The organism is Streptomyces sp. LBL, assembly GCF_029893585.1.
GTDB lineage: Bacteria > Actinomycetota > Actinomycetes > Streptomycetales > Streptomycetaceae > Streptomyces.
In genome coordinates this window covers 22,592-43,488 of record NZ_JARXYX010000019.1, presented here as the reverse complement: position 1 = coordinate 43,488, position 20,897 = coordinate 22,592, and the positions used below count along the sequence as shown (strand labels likewise).

Here is a 20,897-nt window from a genome sequence, read left to right as displayed (position 1 = left end):
CCGCATCCCCTTGACGGGGGACAGCGATGGGACGCAGCGGGGGAGCGCACGGTTCCCTGGAACGCGCCGCCCGGGGCCGCCCTCCGGAAGGCTCCCGGAAAGTCAACGGCGGACTCCGCGACTCCGCCAGTCCCTAGTCGCCGTACTCCGACATGGCGTCCAGCAGCCGGGCCGACGCCGGGGGCACGGTTACGCCGTGGATGAGTGACGGGGGGACCGGAAGGGCAGTGATCCGGTCGGGCACCGCCCAGTGGGGGGCCATCCGGGCACCGTCGCCGCGCAGTGACGCCAGGTCGCCGTCCAGGCCGCCCTCGATGTCGCCCTCCAGGCCGACCGGGGCGGGTGCATGGAGCTCAAGGTTCCTCATAGCGGCACCGTAGGCACGGGCGCTCCTGCGAAGAAAGATCTACTATCGGGTAGTTTTGGCGGCTTCAGTGACCCGCGCCGACCCGATAGCGTGAACAGTCAATCCGCACTCCCGCCTCCACAGGAGAGTCAATCGCCGTGCGTATCGCAGTCACCGGCTCCATCGCCACCGACCACCTCATGACCTTCCCCGGCCGCTTCGCCGACCAGTTCGTCGCGGACCAACTGCACACGGTCTCGCTCTCGTTCCTGGTCGACAACCTCGACGTACGCCGGGGCGGCGTGGGCGCGAACATCGCCTTCGGCATGGGCCAGCTCGGCACCCGGCCGATCCTGGTCGGCGCCGCCGGCTTCGACTTCGACGCGTACCGGGCCTGGCTCGACCGGCACGGCGTCGACACCGCCTCGGTGCGCATCTCCGAGACCCTGCACACCGCCCGCTTCGTGTGCACGACCGACACCGACCACAACCAGATCGGCTCCTTCTACACCGGTGCCATGAGCGAGGCCCGCCAGATCGAGCTGAAGACCGTCGCCGACCGCGTGGACGGCCTCGACCTGGTCCTGATCGGCGCCGACGACCCGGAGGCGATGCTCCGCCACACCGAGGAGTGCCGCTCCCGGTCCATCCCCTTCGCCGCCGACTTCTCCCAGCAGATCGCCCGGATGAACGGCGACGAGATCCGCATCCTGCTGGAGGGGGCCACGTACCTCTTCTCGAACGAGTACGAGAAGGGCCTCATCGAGTCCAAGACGGGCTGGACCGACGCCGAGATCCTCGCCAAGGTCGGCCACCGGGTGACCACCCTCGGCTCGCGCGGCGTCCGTATCGAGCGGATCGGTGAGGACCCGATCGAGGTCGGCGTCCCCGAGGAGGAGCGCAAGGCCGACCCCACCGGCGTAGGCGACGCCTTCCGCGCCGGTTTCCTCTCCGGTCTCGCCTGGGGCGTCTCCCATGAGCGCGCCGCCCAGATCGGCTGCATGCTCGCCACGCTCGTCATCGAGACGGTCGGCACCCAGGAGTACCAGCTGCACCGCACCCACTTCATGGAGCGCTTCACCAAGGCGTACGGCGACGAGGCCGCCGTCGAGGTCGGGGCGCACCTGAGCTGAGTCAGGAGACGCTGAGTCAGGAGAGCCGGCGGACCACGTAGGCCGAGCCCCGTTCCGCCGGCTCCTCACCCACGTACTCCTGGCCCCGCATCTCGCACCACGCGGGGATGTCCAGCCGCGCCGCCTCGTCGTCGGAGAGCACCCGGACCGTGCCGCCCACCGGCACGTCCCCGATGACCTTCGCCAGTTCGATCACCGGGATCGGGCACCGCCTGCCGAGCGAGTCCACGACCAGGACGTCCTCGTGCACGGCGGTCTCGGCGGCCGGCGCCCCCAGCTTCTCCCGCACCCCGGCCACCGCCCCCGGCAGCAGCTCCAGGAACCGCTCGACGTCCTCTCTCGTCGTCCCCGGCGGCAACGACACCCGCACGTTTCCCTCGCTCAGCACCCCCATCGCCCTGAGCACATGGCTGGGCGTCAGCGTGCTGCTCGTACAGGACGAGCCGGACGAGACGGAGAAACCGGCGCGGTCCAGCTCGTGCAGCAGTGTCTCTCCGTCGACATAGAGACACGAGAAGGTGACGATCCCGGGCAGCCGCCGCCGTGGATCGCCGACCACCTCCACATCCGGCACCGACCGCGGCACCCGCGCCCGGATCAGCTCCGTCAGCTCCCGCAGCCGTGGCGCCTCCTGAGCCGCCTCGGCCCGCACGGCCCGCAGCGAGGCAGCCGCCGCCACGATCGCCGGAATGTTCTCGAACCCGGCCGCCCGCCCCGACTCCCGCTCGTCCGCGGGCCCTCGCGGAGCGAACCGCACCCCTTTCCGTACGACGAGCAGCCCGACCCCCGGGGGCCCGCCCCACTTGTGGGCGCTGGCCGCGAGCAACGACCAGTCGCCCGCCACCCTCCCCCACGCCAGCGACTGCGCCGCGTCCACCAGCAACGGCACCCCGGCCGCCCGGCACACCTCGGCCACGGAGGCCACCGGCTGCTCGGTCCCCACCTCGTGATTGGCCGACTGCAGGCAGGCCAGCGCGGTGTCGGTACGCAGGGCGTCCTCGTACGACCGCACGCTCACCGCGCCCGTACGGTCCACCGCGACCTGGGTGACCGTCCCGCCGTCGGCCTCGTGCGCGTCGGCCGTGTGCAGCACCGAGGAATGTTCGACCGATGACACGGTCAGGTGACGTCCGACCCGCCGGCGGCCCGCCAACGCCCCCGCGATCCCCGCGTGCACGGCCCGGGATCCGGACGAGGTGAAGACCAACTCGTCGGCACGGCAGCCCACGAGCTCGGCAGTCGTCTCCCGCGCCGCGTCCAGCAGCATCCGCGCCCGGCGCCCCTCCCGGTACAACCGCGCGGGATCGGCCCACCCCTCGTCCAGGGAGGCCAGCAGCGCCTGCCGGGCAACGGGGTGGAGTGGGGCACTGGAAGCAGCGTCGAAGTACGGCACAGGGCAACGCTAAGCGCCCCGAAGGGGCGTGGGGAACTGCGCGGTCAACCACAAACCACCCGCACACACCACACAAGCCGCACTCCCGAGCCATTGGGCGCCACTCGGAATAAGCCGCGGCGCGTATGCCCCCCTCCCCGCGACCCCCCGGAGGGCGTCGGCTAGGGTTTGCTCCGCATAAACATCCAAACCCCTGCCCGACGCAGGGCGGCGACCGACCAGCGAGAAGGCCGCAGCCAACCGCGCGGGCGAGACTCTCGGGAAGGCGCTACGTGAGTCCCAACGGCTCCGACCGCTCGCCGCGGCGCCCGATGCGGCGGAAGCTGCTGCAGGCACTGACCGCGGGCCTGGTCCTGGCGACCGCCACCGGTTGCACATACGAGGACTTCCCCCGCCTTGGCATGCCCACCCCGACCACGGAAGAGGCTCCGCGGATCCTCTCCCTGTGGCAGGGCTCATGGGCCGCCGCGCTCGCCGTCGGCGTGCTGGTGTGGGGCCTGATCCTGTGGAGTGCGTTCTTCCACCGGCGCAGCCGCACCAAGGTCGAGGTCCCTCCACAGACCCGGTACAACATGCCCATCGAGGCGCTGTACACGGTGGTCCCGCTCATCATCGTCTCGGTGCTCTTCTACTTCACGGCCCGTGACGAGTCGAAGCTCCTCAGCCTCAAGAAGAATCCCGACGTCACGGTCAACGTCGTCGGATTCCAGTGGAGCTGGGGCTTCAACTACGTCGCGCCCGTCGACGGTTCCAGCGGCAACGCGAAGACCGACGCGAACCTGGACGCGATCCCGAAGCGATTCAAGGACGCCTTCCCGGCGAACGCCGGCGGTGTCTACGACGTGGGCACGCCCGGCACGCGGAACCCGCAGACCGGCAACCCGGGCCCCACCCTGTGGCTGCCCAAGGGCAAGACGGTCCGCTTCATCCTCACCTCGCGGGATGTCATCCACTCGTTCTGGGTACTGCCGTTCCTGATGAAGCAGGACGTCATCCCGGGCCACACCAACGCCTTCGAGGTGACTCCCAACAAGGAGGGCACCTTCCGGGGCAAGTGCGCCGAGCTGTGCGGCGTCGACCACTCGCGGATGCTGTTCAACGTGAAGGTCGTCTCCCCCGAGCGCTACGAGCAGCACCTCAAGGACCTCGCCAAGAAGGGGCAGACCGGTTACGTTCCCGCGGGCATCGAGCAGACCGCCCATGAGAAGAACCGGGAGACGAACAACCTGTGAGCATCCTCAATGAACCTCAGGGTGCCGCGGCAGCAGGGTCCCATTACGAGGACGAGCTGCCGGTCAGGCGCCAGAACCGCGGCAGCGTGGTCATCAAGTGGCTGACGACCACTGACCACAAGACGATCGGGACGCTGTACCTGGTCACGTCGTTCGCGTTCTTCTGCATCGGTGGCGTGATGGCGCTGTTCATGCGCGCCGAGCTGGCCCGTCCGGGCCTGCAGATCATGTCGAACGAACAGTTCAACCAGGCGTTCACGATGCACGGCACGATCATGCTGCTGATGTTCGCGACGCCGCTGTTCGCCGGCTTCGCCAACTGGATCATGCCGCTGCAGATCGGCGCGCCGGACGTGGCCTTCCCCCGGCTGAACATGTTCGCCTACTGGCTGTACCTGTTCGGCTCGCTCATCGCGGTGGGTGGCTTCCTCACCCCGCAGGGCGCGGCCGACTTCGGCTGGTTCGCCTACAGCCCGCTGTCGGACGCGGTCCGCAGCCCGGGCATCGGCGCCGACATGTGGATCATGGGTCTGGCCTTCTCCGGCTTCGGCACCATCCTCGGCTCGGTCAACTTCATCACCACCATCATCTGCATGCGCGCGCCGGGCATGACCATGTTCCGCATGCCGATCTTCGTGTGGAACGTGCTGCTGACCGGTGTCCTGGTCCTGCTGGCCTTCCCGGTCCTGGCGGCCGCGCTGTTCGCGCTGGAGGCGGACCGCAAGTTCGGCGCCCACGTCTTCGACGCGGCAAACGGCGGAGCCCTGCTCTGGCAACACCTCTTCTGGTTCTTCGGCCATCCAGAGGTGTACATCATCGCGCTACCGTTCTTCGGGATCATCTCCGAAGTGATCCCGGTGTTCTCGCGCAAGCCGATGTTCGGCTACATGGGCCTGATCGCGGCGACCATCTCCATCGCGGGCCTGTCCGTGACGGTGTGGGCCCACCACATGTACGTCACCGGCGGTGTCCTCCTGCCGTTCTTCTCCTTCATGACGTTCCTCATCGCCGTGCCAACAGGCGTGAAGTTCTTCAACTGGATCGGAACGATGTGGAAGGGGTCCCTGAGTTTCGAGACCCCGATGCTGTGGGCGACCGGCTTCCTGATCACCTTCACCTTCGGTGGTCTGACCGGTGTCATCCTGGCCTCGCCGCCGATGGACTTCCACGTCTCCGACTCGTACTTCGTGGTGGCGCACTTCCACTACGTCGTCTTCGGCACCGTCGTCTTCGCCATGTTCTCCGGCTTCCACTTCTGGTGGCCGAAGATGACCGGCAAGATGCTCGACGAGCGCCTCGGCAAGATCACGTTCTGGACCCTGTTCATCGGGTTCCACGGCACCTTCCTGGTCCAGCACTGGCTGGGCGCCGAGGGCATGCCCCGTCGTTACGCGGACTACCTCGCGGCCGACGGCTTCACCGCCCTGAACACGATCTCGACGATCAGCTCGTTCCTGCTCGGCCTGTCGGTCCTGCCGTTCCTCTACAACGTGTGGAAGACGGCCAAGTACGGCAAGCCGGTCGGCGTCGACGACCCGTGGGGCTACGGCCGGTCGCTGGAGTGGGCGACCTCCTGCCCGCCCCCGCGTCACAACTTCCTCACCCTGCCGCGGATCCGCAGTGAATCCCCGGCGTTCGACCTGCACCACCCCGAGATCGCCGCGCTCGACCAGCTCGAGAACGCCGGTCACGGGGAGAAGGCTCTGGCCGGCAACGGCGGCAAGGAGGCCGGCAAGTGAAGATCCAGGGCAGGATGTTCATCTGGCTGAGCGTCTTCATCCTCGCCATGGCGATCGTCTACGGCGTGTGGTCGAAGGAGCCGGCCGGCACGACGGCGCTCTTCCTGGCCTTCGGTCTGTCCGTCATGATCGGCTTCTACCTCGGCTTCACGGCCAAGCGGGTGGACGCCGGTGCCCAGGACAACAAGGAAGCCGACGTCGCGGACGAAGCCGGTGAGGTCGGGTTCTTCAGCCCGCACAGCTGGCAGCCGCTCTTCCTGGCGGTCGGCGGCGCGCTGGCCTTCTTCTCGGTGGCGATCGGCTGGTGGCTGATGTACTTCTCGGCGCCGCTGATCCTGCTGGGCCTGTGGGGCTGGGTCTTCGAGTACTACCGCGGTGAGAACCGCACCCAGTAGCACGAGGCGAGCTCTCCGGAGCCCGGACACTCCGTAAGGAGCGTCCGGGCTCCTGCTTTTGCAGCACATCTTGTCCCTCGTTCGAGTCGCCCAGCGCGCCGCGCTTGACGGGGCTTCCTAGCGTGAGCTCATGAACCACGCACCCCGTAACCGCACTGTCGTCGGCTGCACGCTGCTGGTGATCGCCCTTGGCGGGGGCCTCACCGCCTGCAGCGGCGACCACCCGCTGTCCGCCGAGCCGTACGACGCGGCGGACGAGATCGCCGTCAAGGGCCCCGTCGGCGACGGCAGGAAAGCCGACCCCGACAAGCCCCTGGAAGTCACCGCCGAGGACGACGACGGCCGCATCACGGACGTGACGGCCCTGGACGCCACCGGACGCTATGTGGCGGGCGAACTCTCCGCCGACGGCACCCGCTGGCACAGCACCACCCCGCTGGCCGCCAACGCCCACTACACGGTTCGGGTGAGCACGGAGGACGAGGACGGCGCCCCCGGCCGCAAGGTCCTCACCTTCGACACCGGCAAGCCCGTCACCCAGAAGCGCCTGGACGTGACGTTCGGGCCGAAGACGGGCGAGTACGGCGTCGGCCAGCCCGTCACCGCCGAACTGAGCAAACCGGTCAAGGACAAGGCGCAGCGGGCCGTCGTCGAACGGGCCCTCAAGGTGTCCTCCATACCGGCCGTCGAGGGCGGCTGGCACTGGGTGGACGACAAGGAACTCCACTACCGGCCCAAGGAGTACTGGCCCTCCCACGCCACCATCCAGGCCCGCAGCAACCTGGAGGGCATCAAGATCAGCGACCGGCTGTGGGGCGGCCGGGCCAAGCCGCTCAGACTGACCACGGGCGACCGGGTCATAGCCATCACGGACGCGTCGTCGCACTCGATGACGGTCTACAAGAACAACGAGGTCATCAAGGAGATACCGGTCACCACCGGGAAGCCCGGCTTCGAGACCCGCAACGGCGTCAAGGTCGTCCTGGGCAAGGAGTACTTCGTACGTATGCGCAGTGCCACCGTCGGCATCTCCGAGGGCTCCTCGGAGTCGTACGACCTGCCCGTCTACTACGCCACCCGGGTCACCTGGAGCGGCGAGTACGTCCACGCCGCCCCCTGGTCCGTCGGCTCCCAGGGCTACGCCAACGTCAGCCACGGCTGCACCGGCATGAGCACCGGCAACGCCGAGTGGTTCTTCAACGCCGTCCGCGAGGGTGACGTGGTGAAGGTCATACACTCCGACGGCAACACGATGGAGACCTTCGGCAACGGCTTCGGCGACTGGAACCTGGACTGGACGAAATGGCGCGGCGGCAGCGCCCTGGTGGCCGGAAACCCGGAGGGCCCGGACCCGGAGGAAGAGGCACGACTGAGGCCCCAGAGCGTCTGAGCGCCACCTCGACGGCAAGCGGCCCGAAGGCCCCGAGCTCCTGGATGCTCAGAGCACCTGGACGCTCAGAGCCCTTTGGACGCTCAGAGCCCTTTGGACGCTCAGAGCCCTTTGGACGCTCAGAGCTCCTGGACGCTCAGAGCTCCTGGACGCTCAGAGTCTTGCTCTGCCGCAGCAGGGAAGCCAGGGCCGACGCGAACTCCACCGGATCCACCGGCAGCGTCACAGCCGCCTCCGCGCGGCTCCAGGTGGCCAGCCACGCGTCCTGCGGCCGCCCCATGAGCACCAGCACCGGCGGACACTCGAAGATCTCGTCCTTGATCTGCCGGCAGACCCCCATGCCCCCCATGGGCACGGCCTCACCGTCGAGGACGCAGACATCGATCCCGCCCTTGTCCAGTTCCTTGATCACGGCGGCCGGAGTGGCGCACTCCAGGAACTCGACCAACGGAACATCGGGGGCCGGCCGCCTGCCGGAGGCCAACCGCACCTGCTCGCGGGTGTTGGAGTCGTCGCTGTAGACCAGCACCGTGGCGGTCGGCTGCATGCTTCCTCCGTGACATCGGCGTCGTACGGACGTGAGACGGGCGGGGCCCGATGCCGCGGATGTTACTCCCTTGGACAGCCTGTCAACACCTGTCGGAACACCGCTTCCGTGGGCCATACGAGCCGCACGCGAGCTGCGAACACTCCGAACGGCACCCCCGGGAGTGAGGGCGGGATAAGCGACCGACATAATGTCGGTCGTGGCGACAGCAACGACAGTAGATACCGGGCACGCGCACCCGTCGGTCAACCGGCCGAACCTCACCAGCGTCGGAACCATCATCTGGCTGAGTTCCGAGCTGATGTTCTTCGCGGCCCTCTTCGCGATGTACTTCACCCTGCGATCGGTGACGGGTCCTGATCACTGGAAGGAGATGGCGGGCGCCCTCAACGTCCCCTTCTCGTCGGTGAACACCACGATCCTGGTGCTCTCCTCCCTCACCTGCCAGCTCGGCGTCTTCGCCGCCGAGCGCGGTGACGTGAAGAGACTCCGCGGTTGGTTCATCCTCACCTTCATCATGGGTGCGATCTTCATCGGTGGTCAGATCTTCGAGTACACGGAGCTGGTGAAGAAGGACGGGCTCTCGCTCTCCTCCGACCCGTACGGCTCGGTTTTCTACCTCACCACCGGCTTCCATGGCCTGCACGTGACGGGCGGCCTCATCGCCTTCCTGTTCGTCCTCGGCCGCACCTACGCGGCCAAGAGGTTCACGCACGAGCAGGCGACCGCCGCGATCGTCGTGTCCTACTACTGGCACTTCGTCGATGTCGTCTGGATCGGCCTTTTCGCCACGATCTACCTGATCAAGTAGCCGGGACCGCTCCCGCAATTCCAGAAGCATCGACGCAGAAGATCCTGACACCGGGGTAATCCGTGAAAAAGCTCTCCGCACGACGACGCCATCCGTTGGCGGCGGTCGTCGTACTACTCCTCGCGCTGGCATGCACCGGGGGGCTGTACGTCCTGTTCGCACCCACGGACAAGGCTGCGGCCGACGAAACCGCCCAGTCTCTCGCCATCGACGAGGGCAAGAAGCTCTACTCCGTGGGCTGCGCCAGCTGCCACGGCACCGGCGGTCAGGGCACCTCCGACGGTCCGAGCCTCGTGGGTGTGGGCGCCGCGGCCGTCGACTTCCAGGTGGGCACCGGCCGTATGCCGGCCCAGCAGCCGGGCGCGCAGATCCCGAAGAAGAAGGTCATCTACACGCAGGCCGAGATCGACCAACTGGCCGCGTACATCTCCTCGCTGGGCGCCGGTCCGAACGTCCCGACCAACGCGCAGTACGGCCCCCAGGGTGCCGACATCGCCAAGGGCGGCGAGCTGTTCCGCACCAACTGCGCGCAGTGCCACAACTTCACCGGCAAGGGCGGCGCGCTCACGCACGGCAAGTACGCACCGGACCTCGAGGGCGTCAACCCGAAGCACATCTACGAGGCCATGCAGACCGGCCCGCAGAACATGCCGTCCTTCCCCGACACCACGCTGTCGGAGCAGAACAAGCAGGACATCATCGCGTACCTCGACGCGGTCAACGGTGACGACACCGAAAGCCCCGGCGGTCTTGAGCTGGGCGGACTCGGTCCGGTCAGCGAGGGCCTGTTCGGCTGGATCTTCGGCCTCGGCACGCTGATCGCGGTCGCCGTGTGGGTCGCCGCTCGGACCGCAAAGGCCAAGAAGTCATGAGTAGCCAAGACATTCCAGAAGAGAACCTGCCCGCAGAGCAGGAGCACGCGCACGGCGCGGTAGGCGTCGCGGACGAGAAGGACCCGTTCGCGGATCCCGGTCTGCCGCCCCATGAGCACCGGGTCCAGGACATCGACGAGCGGGCCGCCAGGCGGTCCGAGCGCGCGGTCGCCCTGATGTTCACGGTGTCGATGCTGGCCACCGTCGGCTTCATCGCCTCGTATGTGACGATCCCGCACGACAGGGCGGTCTACGTCTTCCCGATCGGGCACGTCAACGCGCTGAACTTCGCGCTGGGCCTGACCCTGGGCGTGGCGCTGTTCGCGATCGGCGCGGGCGCGGTCCACTGGGCCCGCACCCTGATGTCCGACGTGGAGGTCGCCGACGAGCGTCACCCGATCGAGGCCGCACCCGAGGTCAAGGCCAAGGTCATGGCCGACTTCCAGCAGGGTGCCAAGGAGTCCGCGCTCGGTCGCCGCAAGCTGATCCGCAACACGATGTTCGGCGCGCTGGCCCTGTTCCCGCTCTCCGGCGTGATGCTGCTGCGTGACCTCGGCCCGCTGCCCGGGACCAAGCTCCGGCACACGATGTGGCAGAAGGGCAAGCTGCTCGTCAACATGAACACCAACGAGCCGCTGCGTCCGTCCGACGTCGCGGTCGGCTCGCTGACCTTCGCCAAGCCCGAGGGCCTGGAGGAGCACGACGAGGAGTTCCAGACCGAGATCGCCAAGGCCGCCCTGATGATCGTCCGGATCCAGCCGAAAAACATCAAGGACAAGCGCGAACTCGCCTGGTCGCACCAGGGCATCGTCGCGTACTCGAAGATCTGCACCCACGTGGGCTGCCCGATCTCCCTGTACGAGCAGCAGACGCACCATGTCCTCTGCCCCTGCCACCAGTCCACCTTCGACCTCTCCGACGGCGCCCGGGTGATCTTCGGCCCCGCCGGTCACGCCCTGCCGCAGCTGCGCATCGGTGTGAACGACGAGGGCTACCTCGAGGCGCTCGGCGACTTCGAAGAGCCCGTCGGTCCGGCCTTCTGGGAGCGCGGATGAGTACTACAGCCAGCAACACGAGTCCAGCTGCCGACGGCGCGGCGGGCCGCTCCCGCGGCAAGGCCCCGGCCGGCGAGAAGGTCGCCGACTGGGCCGACGGACGGCTCGGGATCTACTCCCTGGCCAAGGCCAACATGCGCAAGATCTTCCCCGACCACTGGTCGTTCATGTTGGGCGAGGTCTGCCTCTACAGCTTCATCATCATCATCCTCACCGGTGTGTATCTGACGTTGTTCTTCCACCCGTCGATGAACGAGGTGGAGTACCACGGCAGTTACGTCCCGCTGCAGGGCCAGCTGATGTCCGAGGCGTTCAACTCGACCATGCACATCTCCTTCGAGGTGCGCGGTGGTCTGCTGATCCGGCAGATCCACCACTGGGCGGCGCTGATCTTCCTCGCCGGCATGTTCGTGCACATGATGCGCGTCTTCTTCACGGGTGCCTTCCGCAAGCCGCGTGAGGTCAACTGGCTGTTCGGTTTCCTGCTGTTCGTCCTGGGCATGTTCACCGGCTTCACCGGCTACTCGCTCCCGGACGACCTGCTCTCCGGCACCGGTGTCCGCTTCATGGAGGGCGCGATCCTGTCCGTGCCGATCGTCGGCACGTACCTGTCGTTCTTCCTCTTCGGCGGCGAGTTCCCGGGCGGCGACTTCGTGGCCCGCTTCTACTCGATCCACGTGCTGCTGCTGCCGGGCATCATGCTCGGCCTGGTCGTCGGCCACCTGATCCTGGTCTTCTACCACAAGCACACGCAGTTCGCGGGCCCCGGAAAGACGAACAACAACGTCGTCGGCATGCCGCTGCTGCCGGTCTACATGGCCAAGGCCGGAGGCTTCTTCTTCCTGGTCTTCGGTGTCATCGCGGCCATCGCGGCGATCGCCTCGATCAACCCGATCTGGGCCATGGGCCCCTACCGTCCGGACCAGGTGTCGACCGGCGCCCAGCCCGACTGGTACATGGGCTTCTCCGAGGGCCTGATCCGTGTGATGCCGGGCTGGGAGATCAACTTCTGGGGTCACACGCTCGTCCTGGGCGTGTTCATCCCGCTGGTGATCTTCCCGCTGGTGCTGGTCGCGATCGCGGTGTACCCGTTCATCGAGTCCTGGGTCACCGGCGACAAGCGCGAGCACCACATCCTGGACCGCCCGCGCAACGCCCCGACGCGTACGGCCTTCGGTGTCGCCTGGATCACCTGGTACATGGTGCTGCTGATCGGTGGTGGAAACGACCTGTGGGCCACCCACTTCCACCTGTCGATCAACTCCATCACCTGGTTCGTGCGGATCGCGTTCTTCGTCGGACCGGTCATCGCGTTCGTCATCACCAAGCGGATCTGCCTCGGCCTCCAGCGCCGCGACAGGGACACGGTGCTGCACGGCCGCGAGTCGGGCATCATCAAGCGCCTGCCGCACGGTGAGTTCATCGAGGTGCACGAGCCCCTCAGCCAGGAGCAGCTGCACACGCTCACCGCGCACGAGCAGTACCGCCCGGCCGAGATCGGCCCGACGGTCGACGCCAACGGCGTCGAGCGCAAGGTGAAGGGCTCCCAGAAACTGCGCGCCAAGCTCAGCGAGGCGTACTACGGCGAGGAGAGCCAGGTCCCCAAGCCGAGCGTCGAGGAGTACAAGGAGATCACGAGCGGCCACGGCCACCACTGATCACCGCGTCGCCACACCACGGCAAAAGGCCCTCGTCCGATCTTCGGACGGGGGCCTTCAGCCGTGCCCCGCGCTGGATAGGCTGACCCCGACGAGAACCGTGTCCCGCAGTCCGGGACTGACTCAGGAGCGGCTGATGAGCGCTGTGACCCCCGCTGGAGGCGACACCGCGGCGGACCGTTCCTGGCCGGAGGTACTGAGCGCGCTGCTCGGCGGGCAGGACCTGAGCACCGCCGACACGGCGTGGGCGATGGACCGCTTCATGAGCGGCGAGGCCACGGACGCCCAGATCGCGGGCTTCATGGTGGCGCTGCGGGCCAAGGGCGAGACGGTCGAGGAGATCACCGGTCTGGTCGAGGCGATGTACGCGCACGCGCAGCCCCTGGACATCCCCGGTCCGGCCGTCGACATCGTCGGTACGGGCGGCGACCGGGCCAGAACGGTCAACATCTCGACCATGTCCGCCATCGTGATCGCGGGCACCGGGGCGAAGGTAGTCAAGCACGGCAACCGGGCGTCGTCCTCCGCGAGCGGGTCCTCCGACGTGCTGGAGAAGCTCGGCATCAACCTGGACCTGGCGCCCGAGGGCGTGGCACGGGTGGTGGAGGAGGCCGGGATCACCTTCGCCTTCGCGGCCAAGTTCCATCCCTCGATGCGGTTCGTCGGCGCGGTCCGGCGGGATCTGGGGATCCCGACCTCCTTCAACCTCCTCGGTCCGCTGACGAACCCCGCCAGGGTCACCGCCTCGGCGATCGGCTGCTTCGACACCCGGATGGCGGGGCTCATCGCCGGCGTACTGGCCGAACGCGGCTCGTCCGCGCTGGTGTTCCGCGGCGACGACGGCCTCGACGAGCTGACCACCACGGCCACCTCCCGGGTGTGGATCGTGCGCGACGGCAAGATCACCGAGGAGGCCTTCGACCCGCGGGACGTCGGCCTGGACCTGGTTCCCGTGGAGGCGCTGAGAGGCGCCGACGCCGCCTACAACGCCGACGTCGCGCGGCGCCTCCTGGACGGCGAGAAGGGGCCCGTGCGGGACGCCGTACTGCTGAACTCGGCGGCCGCGCTGGTGGCGCTGGAGCCGACCGGAGCGCCGCTGACCGAGCAGATCAGCGCCGGGATGGAGAAGGCGGCACGGTCCGTCGACTCCGGCGCCGCGCAGCGGACGCTGGAGCGGTGGGTGTCCGCCAGCAACGCCTGACGATCGCACGGGTGTCCCGCGATCCGGACACGGGTTGCGGGACCGCGATCACTCCCGTACGTTTTTGCACCAGGTCATGAGTGACAGTCATGAGGCCCCGGCCGACTGTCCGGCAACCCTCCGTCCGTGGCGGGGTGCCCCGGGTGAAGACCAGGCCGTAGGCAGCAAGGTCTACGGCAAGCGCGGACCCCTCGCACTCGTCTGAGTGAGCGCGGCCAGGGGTCCTGGTCGTCGAGGAGCTTCCGTGAGTCAGCGAATGCGATAGGGCCGCAGAGCCCCGCCTCCGCATCCCCTTCCTCATCCTTCTCCACGCTTGAGCCGTACCCGCTCGCGTGGTGAATCAGCCTGCCTCATACGGGAGTTCAGTCATGTCCGTCTCCACCGCTGCCGCCGCCCAGACCGTCTGTGCCCCGCTGCCCGTGCTGGGCCGGGAGGTCACCGTCCCGCTCGTCACGGGTGGCGAGGTCACCTACGCGGCGCTCGACTACGCGGCCAGCGCCCCCGCCCTGCAGCGCGTCTGGGACGACGTGGCCGCGTACGCCCCGTACTACGGCAGTGTCCACCGCGGTGCCGGCTACCTCTCGCAGCTGTCCACCGACCTCTTCGAGAACGCCCGCAGGACGGTCGCCGAGTTCCTCGACTGCCGGCCCGACGACCAGCTGGTCTTCACCCGGTCCACCACCGACTCCCTGAACCTCCTCGCCGCCGCGCTCCCGGCCGACTGCCAGGTGTTCGTCTTCGAGACCGAGCACCACGCCTCGCTGCTGCCCTGGCAGGACACCCACGTCACCTACCTCGACGCCCCGCGCACCCCGGAGCAGGCCGTCGCGACCCTGGAGCGCGCCCTCGCCGACCGCGACCCTCGCGGCCCGGCCCTGGTCTGCGTCACCGGTGCCTCGAACGTCACCGGGGAGCTGTGGCCCGTACCGGAGCTGGCCGCCGCCGCCCACGCGCACGGCGCCCGGATCGTCCTCGACGCCGCCCAGCTCGCCCCGCACCACCCGGTGTCGGTGCGGGACCTCGACGTCGACTGGGTCGCCTTCTCCGGGCACAAGCTGTACGCCCCCTTCGGCTCCGGCGTCCTGGCCGGCCGGGCCGACTGGCTGCGGCAGGCCGAGCCGTACCTCGCGGGCGGCGGCGCCAGCCGCAAGGTCACGCGGCGCGAGGACGGGGGAGTGGACGTGGAGTGGCACGAGAGCGCGGCGCGGCACGAGGCCGGGTCGCCCAACGTCATCGGCGCCTACTCCATCGCCTCCGCCTGCAAGGCGCTGACGGAGGCCGGCTTCGACAGCCTGGTCGCCCGTGAGCGGTACCTGATCGAGAAGGTGCGGGCCGGCCTCGCCGAGGTGCCCGAGGTCCGGATCCTGTCCCTCTTCGGGGACGACGCCCCGCGCGTCGGCGTGATCTCCTTCGTCGTCGACGGCTGGAACAGCTCCCACGTCGCCGCCGCGCTCTCCGCCGAGTACGGCATCGGCGTGCGCGACGGTCTGTTCTGCGCCCACCCGCTGGTCCGCACCCTCCTCGGCACCGGCCCCGAGGCCCAGGGCGAGTGCGGAGCCCCCGAGGCCGCCCCGGGCGAGAAGTCCCTGAACGCCATCCGGGTGAGCTTCGGCGCCGGAACGCCGGACGAGCACGTGGAGCGGTTCGTCAAGGCCGTGAAGGAACTGGTGCGGGACGGCGCGCGGTGGAACTACCGGACCCAGGACGGCCGTTGCGTCCCCGCGGTCTGATCAGAACGCGCTGACGAGGCGGGGTTCACGAGGCGGGGTTCACGAGTCGAGTCCGATCGCGAACGCCGCCTCCAGGTCGTGCTGCGAGTACGTACGGAACGCCACGTGCGTGTCCGTCCCCTCGACCCCCGGAATCTTGCTGATCCGTCCGGGGATGATCTCCGCCAGGTCCTCGTGCCGCCTGACCCGGACCATCGCGATCAAGTCGTACGTACCGGTGACGGAGAAAACCTCGCTCACGCTGTCCAGCGAGGCGATCGACTCGGCGATCTCCGGAATCCGGTCCACGCTGGTCCTGATGAGCACGATCGCGGTGATCACGGTTGGTTCTCTCCCTCGGGGGCCGGAGCTGGGGCGGTCCTCACTTTAGTCCCACGCCCGAAACGGGCCCACGCGTAACCGAAGCCCAGCCCGAAGCCGACCAGGTGGGCCAGGTAGGCCACTCCCGGCCCCTGGGAGGCCCGCCCGGCCGCCAGCCACTGCAGCGCCGCCCAGAAGGGCAGCACCACCCACGCCGGGAAGCGCAGCGGCAGGAAGAAGAGGAACGGCAGAAGACTGGTCACCCTGGCCCCGGGGAACAGGTACAGGAACGCGCCGAGGACCGCCGAGATCGCCCCGGACGCGCCGACCAGGGACTGCTCGGAGTCCGCGTTGGCGGCGGCATACCCCAGCAGGGCGAGGTAGCCGCAGCCGGCGTAGAACACGGTGAACTGGACGCGGCCCATCCGGTCCTCGGTCATCACCCCGAAGACGTAGAGGAAGAGCATGTTGCCCAGCAGGTGCACCCAGCTGCCGTGGACGAACAGGGCCGTGGCAGGGGTGAGCGCGGCGCGCGCCGAGCCCTCGAACAGTTCGGTCGGGAGCACCCCCCAGCGGTGGAAATAGGCCCGCTGCGCGGTGAGCAGCGCCTCGCCGGAGCCGTACGCCGGATCGAGGCCCGCGGCCGGACCGATCAGGAAGATCAGGGAGCACAGGGAGATCAGTCCGTACGTCACCGGCGCGGGCGAGCTCCGGACCGATCTGCTCGCCCTGCCGATCGTCCGGCTCCAGTTGCTGATCATGAGCACAGAGCATGACGTAAGGGACGCAAAGGCCCAGACCGCCTCGCCGCCGTGGACGGCCGAGCGGCGAGTCCTCGCCAGGCCGTAGGGTGACGATCCACATGTACCGGGGATCACCTCACATCCCCGACACTGGAAGTACCGACACGAGAAGGAAGCGAACAGTCACGATGACGGTTCCCCTGCCGACCGCCACGACGCGGTGGCGCTGCACACTCTGCGGCAACCTCACCCGCTTCGACGTGACCCGCTCGTCGAAGGTCGTCGAGTACGTCCACCTCGACCTGGCCGGAGAGCCGAACGTCGAGGAGCGCGAGGTGGTCAGTGAGACCATCGAGTCGGTGCGCTGCCGCTGGTGCAACGCGGTGGACCAGGTGGAACTCGTGGACAGGCCGGGCGCCGGCTCCTGACGATGGGGGTCCCCCCGCTCGAGCGAAGTCGAGAGTGGGGGAGGGTCCCGCAAGGCATTGGGGTGACGATGGTGGAGACCGCAGGCGGGGGGCCGGGCGACGGCGCCGCTGAGGTGCTCGACCGTCCGCTGCCCGACGGCGTGCGCCGCAGGGTCGTACAGATCGTCTCCGACGGTTTCGGCGGGCTGACCGTCGGCGAGCTGCCCGCGCAGCTGAGGCAGTACGCCCGGTTCGCGCCCAACCGGCGGGCCAAGTTCGCCGGCAACGCGATGGCGGCCGCTCTGGAGACCGATCCGCTGTTCCGGCAGCGCATCGGCGAGAAGTTCCGGGAGGCCCAGCCGGAACTTTCCGGCGCCCTCGACTCCGGCTCGCCGCCCCCGGCCGCGGACCCGCTCGACGTGGCGGCCGCGGCCTACGTACTGCGGCCCACGGGCTGGGTGAAGCTGGTGACCGCGGCCGGCGAGGAGGCCCAGCGGGCCGACGCCGAGCGCGCGGACGAGGAGAGCCGGGCCGAGCTGGAGCGGCTGCGTGAGGAGCTCGACCGGGCCCGTGAGCAGACCCGGACCGAGACCGAGCGGCTGCGCGGTGAGCTGGATTCGGCCAGGAAGGCAGCGGACTCGCTGCACCGGAAGCTGCGCGCCGCCCTGAGCGATGTGAAGCGCGGCGAGGCCGCGCTGCGCAAGGCGCACGGCGAGATGGAGACCGCGCGCGCCGAGGGGCAGGCCCAGATCTCCGCCGTCGAGAGCGAGTCGCGGCGGCTGAAGGCCCGCCTCACCGAGGCGGAGGCCGCCCTGGAGGCCACGCGTCGGGCGGCCCGCGAGGGACGCAGCGTCGAGGACATGCGCGTACGGCTGCTTCTGGACACCTTGCTGGACGCGGCACAGGGGCTGCGGCGGGAGCTGGCGCTGCCGCCCGTCTCCGTGCGGCCGGCCGAGACCGTGGACGCGGTCGAACCGGGGCGAATGACCCCCAAGGACATCGCGGCGCGGGCGTTGTCGGAGAACGACCCCGCGATCCTCGACCAACTGCTGGCGCTGCCCCAGGCCCATCTCTTGGTCGACGGCTACAACGTGACCAAGACCGGCTATCCCCAGATGCCCCTGGAGAAGCAGCGGTTGCGGCTCCTCGGTCAGCTCTCGCAGCTCGCCGCGCAGACCGGGGCGGAGGTGACCTGTGTCTTCGACGGGGCCGAGTTGGCCGCGCCGGTGCTGCTGGCGCCGCCGCGCGGGGTGCGGGTGCTGTTCTCCAAACCGGGTGTCACTGCCGACGAGTTGATCCGCCAGCTCGTGCGCGCGGAGCCCCCGGGCCGTCCGGTGATCGTCGCGTCGACCGACCGCGAGGTGGCCGACGGAGTGGCTCGGGCGGGAGCCCGGCCGGTCGCTTCTGTGGTGCTTCTCAAGCGGCTGTCCTGAATCCGTCAACGTAGAGGTTTAACGCCTGAATTGGCGGAATGGTCACGCAACGTAGCGTCAACACGGCGTCACTTCCTGTGGGTTGAGTGCAAAGAATGCAGGGTGTGATGATATTTTTCGTGTGAGGATTTGAACTGATCACAAGAAGGTCACTAAGGTCGGCTCGAACCTCTGAGCGGGTGATCACTCAAAAGAAGGAGTTCACCTCCGTGGCGTCCCATCGTCGACCCAAGCAGCCGAGCCGTACTCGGGTGACCGTGCTCACCACTGCCGCCGCCGCTGCCGTGGCCTTCAGCGCCAACGCCGCCAATGCGGCGCCCAGCGAGAAGCCGAGCAAGGACGAGGTCAAGACCAAGGTCGACGCGCTCTACGAAGACGCCGAGGCGGCCACCGAGAAGCTCAACGGGGCCACGGAGAAGGAGGAGAAGCTCCAGAAGGAGATCTCCACCATCCAGGACAACGTCGCCCGCGGCCAGGCGGACCTCAACGAGCTGCGCGACTCCATGGGTCTGGCGGCCGCCGCGCAGTACCGTACCGGCAGCATCGACTCCTCCCTGCAGCTCTTCCTGTCGTCGAACCCGGACGACTACCTGGACAAGGCGTCCACCGCCAACCAGCTCAGCGACCAGCAGGTCGAGGCGCTGAGGAAGATCCAGGAGAAGCAGCGGGAGCTCGCCCAGGACCGCTCCGAGGCGTCCGGGAAGCTCCAGGACCTCGCCGCCACCCGTACCGAACTGGCCAAGAAGAAGAAGCAGGTCCAGAGCAAGCTGGCCGAGGCGAACAAGCTCCTCAACTCGATGACGGCCGCCGAGAAGGCCGCCCTCTCCGCCCAGCAGGACCGCGCCAGTCGTGCCTCGACCGAGCGGGTGGAACTCGCTGACACCCCCGCCTCCGCCGGTTCCGGCCGCGCCGCGGCCGCCTTCTCGGCAGCCCAGAGCCAGCTCGGCAAGCCGTACTTCTACGGCGGCACCGGCATGGCCTCCTTCGACTGCTCGGGCCTGACCTCCTACGCCTACGCCCAGGCCGGCATCGGCATCCCGCGCACCTCGGAGTCCCAGGCCACCATCGGTCAGCGCATCTACTCCCAGAGTCAGCTCAAGGTCGGCGACCTGGTGTTCTTCTTCAACGACCTGCACCATGTCGGTCTCTACGCGGGCAACGGCCAGATCATCCACGCGCCGCGCACCGGCACGGTCGTCCGTTACGAGTCGATGAGCACGATCGGCGGCCCGTTCATGTTCGGCGTCCGCGTCTGACCCGGACGGTTCAAGATCAGGACACCGCACCGCCCGAACGGGCGAATCGCCACGACATGAAATGACCCCACGCCCCGCCCATGACCTGCGTCATAGGCGGGGCGTCGCGTTCGGGTACCCCGGAGGTCGTTGGTGGGGCCCCCTCCGCCGGGCTACTGTCTGCCGCGTTTCCCTGTCCGCCAGCGGAAGGAGTGCGGCTTCCCGTGGGGTCCCATCGCCGCCTTGCACCGTCCGGGTTCGACCGGGGCGCCAGTGCAGCGCTCTGTGTCATGTCAGCCGCGGCCGCAGCCCTCGGGGTCCTGCCGGCCACCTCGGCCGTCGCCGCACCGCACGACGACACCCGTGCCGAGGTGGACCGCCTCCACGAGGAGGCCGAAGCCGCCACCGAGGCCTTCAACAAGGCCGACGAGCGCGCCGCCTCGCTGCGCGAGGAGGTGAGCGGCGCCCAGGACCGCATCGCCCGCCAGCAGGAACGCATCAACACCTTGCGGGACGCGCTCGGTTCGCTGGCCGGCGCCCAGTACCGTTCCGGCGGCCTCGACCCGTCCCTCGCGCTGCTGTTCTCCGACGACCCGGACGACTACCTCGACAAGGCCGCCGTCCTCGACCGGATCAGCGCCCACCAGGCCGGGAAGCTCAAGAGCCTCCAGTCGGCCATGCGCGAACTCGCGCAGGAGCGCTCCGAGACGGGCCGCAGGCTTGCCGAACTGGAGAAGAGCCGCAAGGCCGTCGCCTCCCACAAACGGACTGTGGAGGCGAAGCTCGCCAAGGCCCGGGCGCTGCTCAACTCCCTGCCGTCCGACGAGCGGGCCGCCTACGACCGGGCCTCGCGTTCCGGCCGCGCGGACCTGCCCGACCTCGGGAGTGCCGCGGCGCCCTCGGCCCGGGCGGCGGCCGCCGTCGCCGCGGCCCGGGCCGCGCTCGGCAGGCCGTACATCTGGGGCGCCAACGGCCCCTCCGGCTTCGACTGTTCGGGCCTGATGCAGTGGTCGTACGCGCAGGCCGGCGTCGCCCTGCCGCGCACCTCGCAGGCCCAGCGCTTCGCCGGCCTCCAGGTCCCGCTCTCCCAGGCCCAGCCCGGTGACCTGGTCACCTATCGCAACGACGCCAGCCATGTCGCGATGTACATGGGCAACGGCCAGGTGATCCACGCCCCCTACCCCGGGGCGCCGGTGCGCTACGACCCGGTGAACATGATCCCCGGAGCGACCGTCACACGGGTCTGACCGCGCGCCCACGTCCCCCGTACGATCGGA

The 20,897-nt window shown here is 68.9% G+C and carries 20 protein-coding genes and 1 riboswitch; of the genes, 15 read left to right on the top strand and 5 right to left on the bottom strand.

Annotation, left to right across the window (positions count from 1 at the left end; genetic code table 11):
* Positions 1-133: 133 nt before the first annotated feature.
* Entirely contained in the window at positions 134-367 is a 234-nt protein-coding gene (locus tag M2271_RS22920; protein WP_280889170.1) for a hypothetical protein, read from the bottom strand.
* Between the two features lie 137 nt (positions 368-504).
* Between M2271_RS22920 and M2271_RS22915 the strand changes: the two genes are divergently transcribed.
* Positions 505-1,479, top strand: a complete 975-nt coding sequence (locus M2271_RS22915; protein ID WP_280889169.1) for a carbohydrate kinase family protein — start codon at positions 505-507, stop codon at positions 1,477-1,479.
* Between the two features lie 16 nt (positions 1,480-1,495).
* Here M2271_RS22915 and M2271_RS22910 read toward each other — a convergent pair whose 3' ends face one another.
* Positions 1,496-2,872 carry a cysteine desulfurase/sulfurtransferase TusA family protein gene (locus M2271_RS22910; RefSeq protein ID WP_280889168.1) on the bottom strand — a complete coding sequence of 459 codons (1,377 nt, stop codon included), beginning with the start codon at positions 2,870-2,872 and terminating at the stop codon, positions 1,496-1,498.
* 272 nt (positions 2,873-3,144) lie between these two features.
* On the opposite strand from M2271_RS22910, the gene coxB reads away from it, so the two are divergent.
* The 4 genes from coxB to M2271_RS22890 all read left to right on the top strand — a co-directional run bounded on the left by coxB (position 3,145) and on the right by M2271_RS22890 (position 7,628).
* The gene (gene coxB, locus M2271_RS22905) at positions 3,145-4,104 is read left to right on the top strand and encodes a cytochrome c oxidase subunit II (protein ID WP_280889167.1); all 960 of its coding nucleotides are present in this window, start codon (positions 3,145-3,147) and stop codon (positions 4,102-4,104) included.
* Positions 4,101-5,843 (top strand): cytochrome c oxidase subunit I, encoded by a 1,743-nt coding sequence (ctaD, locus tag M2271_RS22900; RefSeq protein ID WP_280889166.1) that lies wholly within the window; start codon positions 4,101-4,103, stop codon positions 5,841-5,843. The genes coxB and ctaD overlap by 4 nt, the downstream gene beginning before the upstream one ends.
* Positions 5,840-6,238, top strand: coding sequence for a cytochrome c oxidase subunit 4 (locus tag M2271_RS22895; protein WP_280889165.1), 399 nt, complete (start codon positions 5,840-5,842; stop codon positions 6,236-6,238). Before ctaD ends, M2271_RS22895 begins: the two co-directional genes overlap by 4 nt.
* A 130-nt stretch (positions 6,239-6,368) precedes the next feature.
* Positions 6,369-7,628, top strand: a complete 1,260-nt coding sequence (locus M2271_RS22890) for an Ig-like domain-containing protein (protein WP_280889164.1) — start codon at positions 6,369-6,371, stop codon at positions 7,626-7,628.
* A 136-nt stretch (positions 7,629-7,764) separates the two neighbouring features.
* Here M2271_RS22890 and M2271_RS22885 read toward each other — a convergent pair whose 3' ends face one another.
* Positions 7,765-8,175 carry a hypothetical protein gene (locus M2271_RS22885; protein ID WP_280889163.1) on the bottom strand — a complete coding sequence of 137 codons (411 nt, stop codon included), beginning with the start codon at positions 8,173-8,175 and terminating at the stop codon, positions 7,765-7,767.
* 190 nt (positions 8,176-8,365) lie between these two features.
* Between M2271_RS22885 and M2271_RS22880 the strand changes: the two genes are divergently transcribed.
* The 6 genes from M2271_RS22880 (at position 8,366) to M2271_RS22855 (ending at position 15,502) form a co-directional block, all read left to right on the top strand.
* Positions 8,366-8,986: a heme-copper oxidase subunit III gene (locus tag M2271_RS22880; protein ID WP_280889162.1), complete on the top strand. Its 621-nt coding sequence runs from the start codon at positions 8,366-8,368 to the stop codon at positions 8,984-8,986.
* A gap of 62 nt (positions 8,987-9,048) precedes the next feature.
* Positions 9,049-9,858, top strand: a complete 810-nt coding sequence (locus tag M2271_RS22875; RefSeq protein ID WP_280889161.1) for a c-type cytochrome — start codon at positions 9,049-9,051, stop codon at positions 9,856-9,858.
* Positions 9,855-10,913: a Rieske 2Fe-2S domain-containing protein gene (locus tag M2271_RS22870; protein WP_280889160.1), complete on the top strand. Its 1,059-nt coding sequence runs from the start codon at positions 9,855-9,857 to the stop codon at positions 10,911-10,913. The genes M2271_RS22875 and M2271_RS22870 overlap by 4 nt, the downstream gene beginning before the upstream one ends.
* Entirely contained in the window at positions 10,910-12,571 is a 1,662-nt protein-coding gene (locus M2271_RS22865; RefSeq protein WP_280889159.1) for a cytochrome bc complex cytochrome b subunit, read from the top strand. Before M2271_RS22870 ends, M2271_RS22865 begins: the two co-directional genes overlap by 4 nt.
* Positions 12,572-12,707: 136 nt before the next feature.
* Positions 12,708-13,772 carry an anthranilate phosphoribosyltransferase gene (gene trpD / locus M2271_RS22860; RefSeq protein WP_280889158.1) on the top strand — a complete coding sequence of 355 codons (1,065 nt, stop codon included), beginning with the start codon at positions 12,708-12,710 and terminating at the stop codon, positions 13,770-13,772.
* A gap of 72 nt (positions 13,773-13,844) precedes the next feature.
* A riboswitch (SAM riboswitch) is annotated at positions 13,845-13,961 on the top strand.
* Between the two features lie 179 nt (positions 13,962-14,140).
* On the top strand, positions 14,141-15,502 hold the full coding sequence (locus M2271_RS22855) for an aminotransferase class V-fold PLP-dependent enzyme (protein WP_280889157.1): 1,362 nt from the start codon (positions 14,141-14,143) through the stop codon (positions 15,500-15,502).
* 39 nt (positions 15,503-15,541) lie between these two features.
* On the opposite strand, the gene M2271_RS22850 is transcribed toward M2271_RS22855, so the two are convergent.
* Positions 15,542-15,823, bottom strand: coding sequence for an Lrp/AsnC ligand binding domain-containing protein (locus tag M2271_RS22850; RefSeq protein WP_280889156.1), 282 nt, complete (start codon positions 15,821-15,823; stop codon positions 15,542-15,544).
* A complete protein-coding gene (locus tag M2271_RS22845; RefSeq protein ID WP_280889155.1) occupies positions 15,820-16,563 on the bottom strand; it encodes a rhomboid family intramembrane serine protease in 744 nt (247 codons plus the stop codon). Before M2271_RS22845 ends, M2271_RS22850 begins: the two co-directional genes overlap by 4 nt.
* A gap of 170 nt (positions 16,564-16,733) precedes the next feature.
* On the opposite strand from M2271_RS22845, the gene M2271_RS22840 reads away from it, so the two are divergent.
* From M2271_RS22840 to M2271_RS22825, 4 genes are all read left to right on the top strand, one after another.
* Positions 16,734-16,973 carry a hypothetical protein gene (locus M2271_RS22840; protein WP_020939540.1) on the top strand — a complete coding sequence of 80 codons (240 nt, stop codon included), beginning with the start codon at positions 16,734-16,736 and terminating at the stop codon, positions 16,971-16,973.
* Between the two features lie 68 nt (positions 16,974-17,041).
* Positions 17,042-18,385 carry an NYN domain-containing protein gene (locus M2271_RS22835; RefSeq protein WP_280889153.1) on the top strand — a complete coding sequence of 448 codons (1,344 nt, stop codon included), beginning with the start codon at positions 17,042-17,044 and terminating at the stop codon, positions 18,383-18,385.
* 209 nt (positions 18,386-18,594) lie between these two features.
* Entirely contained in the window at positions 18,595-19,641 is a 1,047-nt protein-coding gene (locus tag M2271_RS22830; protein WP_280889152.1) for a C40 family peptidase, read from the top strand.
* Between the two features lie 203 nt (positions 19,642-19,844).
* Positions 19,845-20,867, top strand: a complete 1,023-nt coding sequence (locus M2271_RS22825; protein ID WP_280889151.1) for a C40 family peptidase — start codon at positions 19,845-19,847, stop codon at positions 20,865-20,867.
* Positions 20,868-20,897 lie beyond the last annotated feature (30 nt).

Bases quoted from the DNA above. Each gene is read 5' to 3' on its own strand.
- M2271_RS22885 (WP_280889163.1), bottom strand. From the start codon at position 8,175: ATGCAGCCGACCGCCACGGTGCTGGTCTACAGCGACGACTCCAACACC.
- M2271_RS22855 (WP_280889157.1), top strand. From the start codon at position 14,141: ATGTCCGTCTCCACCGCTGCCGCCGCCCAGACCGTCTGTGCCCCGCTG.
- M2271_RS22840 (WP_020939540.1), top strand. From the start codon at position 16,734: ATGACGGTTCCCCTGCCGACCGCCACGACGCGGTGGCGCTGCACACTC.
- M2271_RS22890 (WP_280889164.1), top strand. From the start codon at position 6,369: ATGAACCACGCACCCCGTAACCGCACTGTCGTCGGCTGCACGCTGCTG.
- M2271_RS22845 (WP_280889155.1), bottom strand. From the start codon at position 16,563: ATGATCAGCAACTGGAGCCGGACGATCGGCAGGGCGAGCAGATCGGTC.
- M2271_RS22870 (WP_280889160.1), top strand. From the start codon at position 9,855: ATGAGTAGCCAAGACATTCCAGAAGAGAACCTGCCCGCAGAGCAGGAG.
- M2271_RS22920 (WP_280889170.1), bottom strand. From the start codon at position 367: ATGAGGAACCTTGAGCTCCATGCACCCGCCCCGGTCGGCCTGGAGGGC.
- M2271_RS22880 (WP_280889162.1), top strand. From the start codon at position 8,366: ATGTCGGTCGTGGCGACAGCAACGACAGTAGATACCGGGCACGCGCAC.
- trpD (WP_280889158.1), top strand. From the start codon at position 12,708: ATGAGCGCTGTGACCCCCGCTGGAGGCGACACCGCGGCGGACCGTTCC.
- M2271_RS22865 (WP_280889159.1), top strand. From the start codon at position 10,910: ATGAGTACTACAGCCAGCAACACGAGTCCAGCTGCCGACGGCGCGGCG.
- M2271_RS22835 (WP_280889153.1), top strand. From the start codon at position 17,042: ATGGTGGAGACCGCAGGCGGGGGGCCGGGCGACGGCGCCGCTGAGGTG.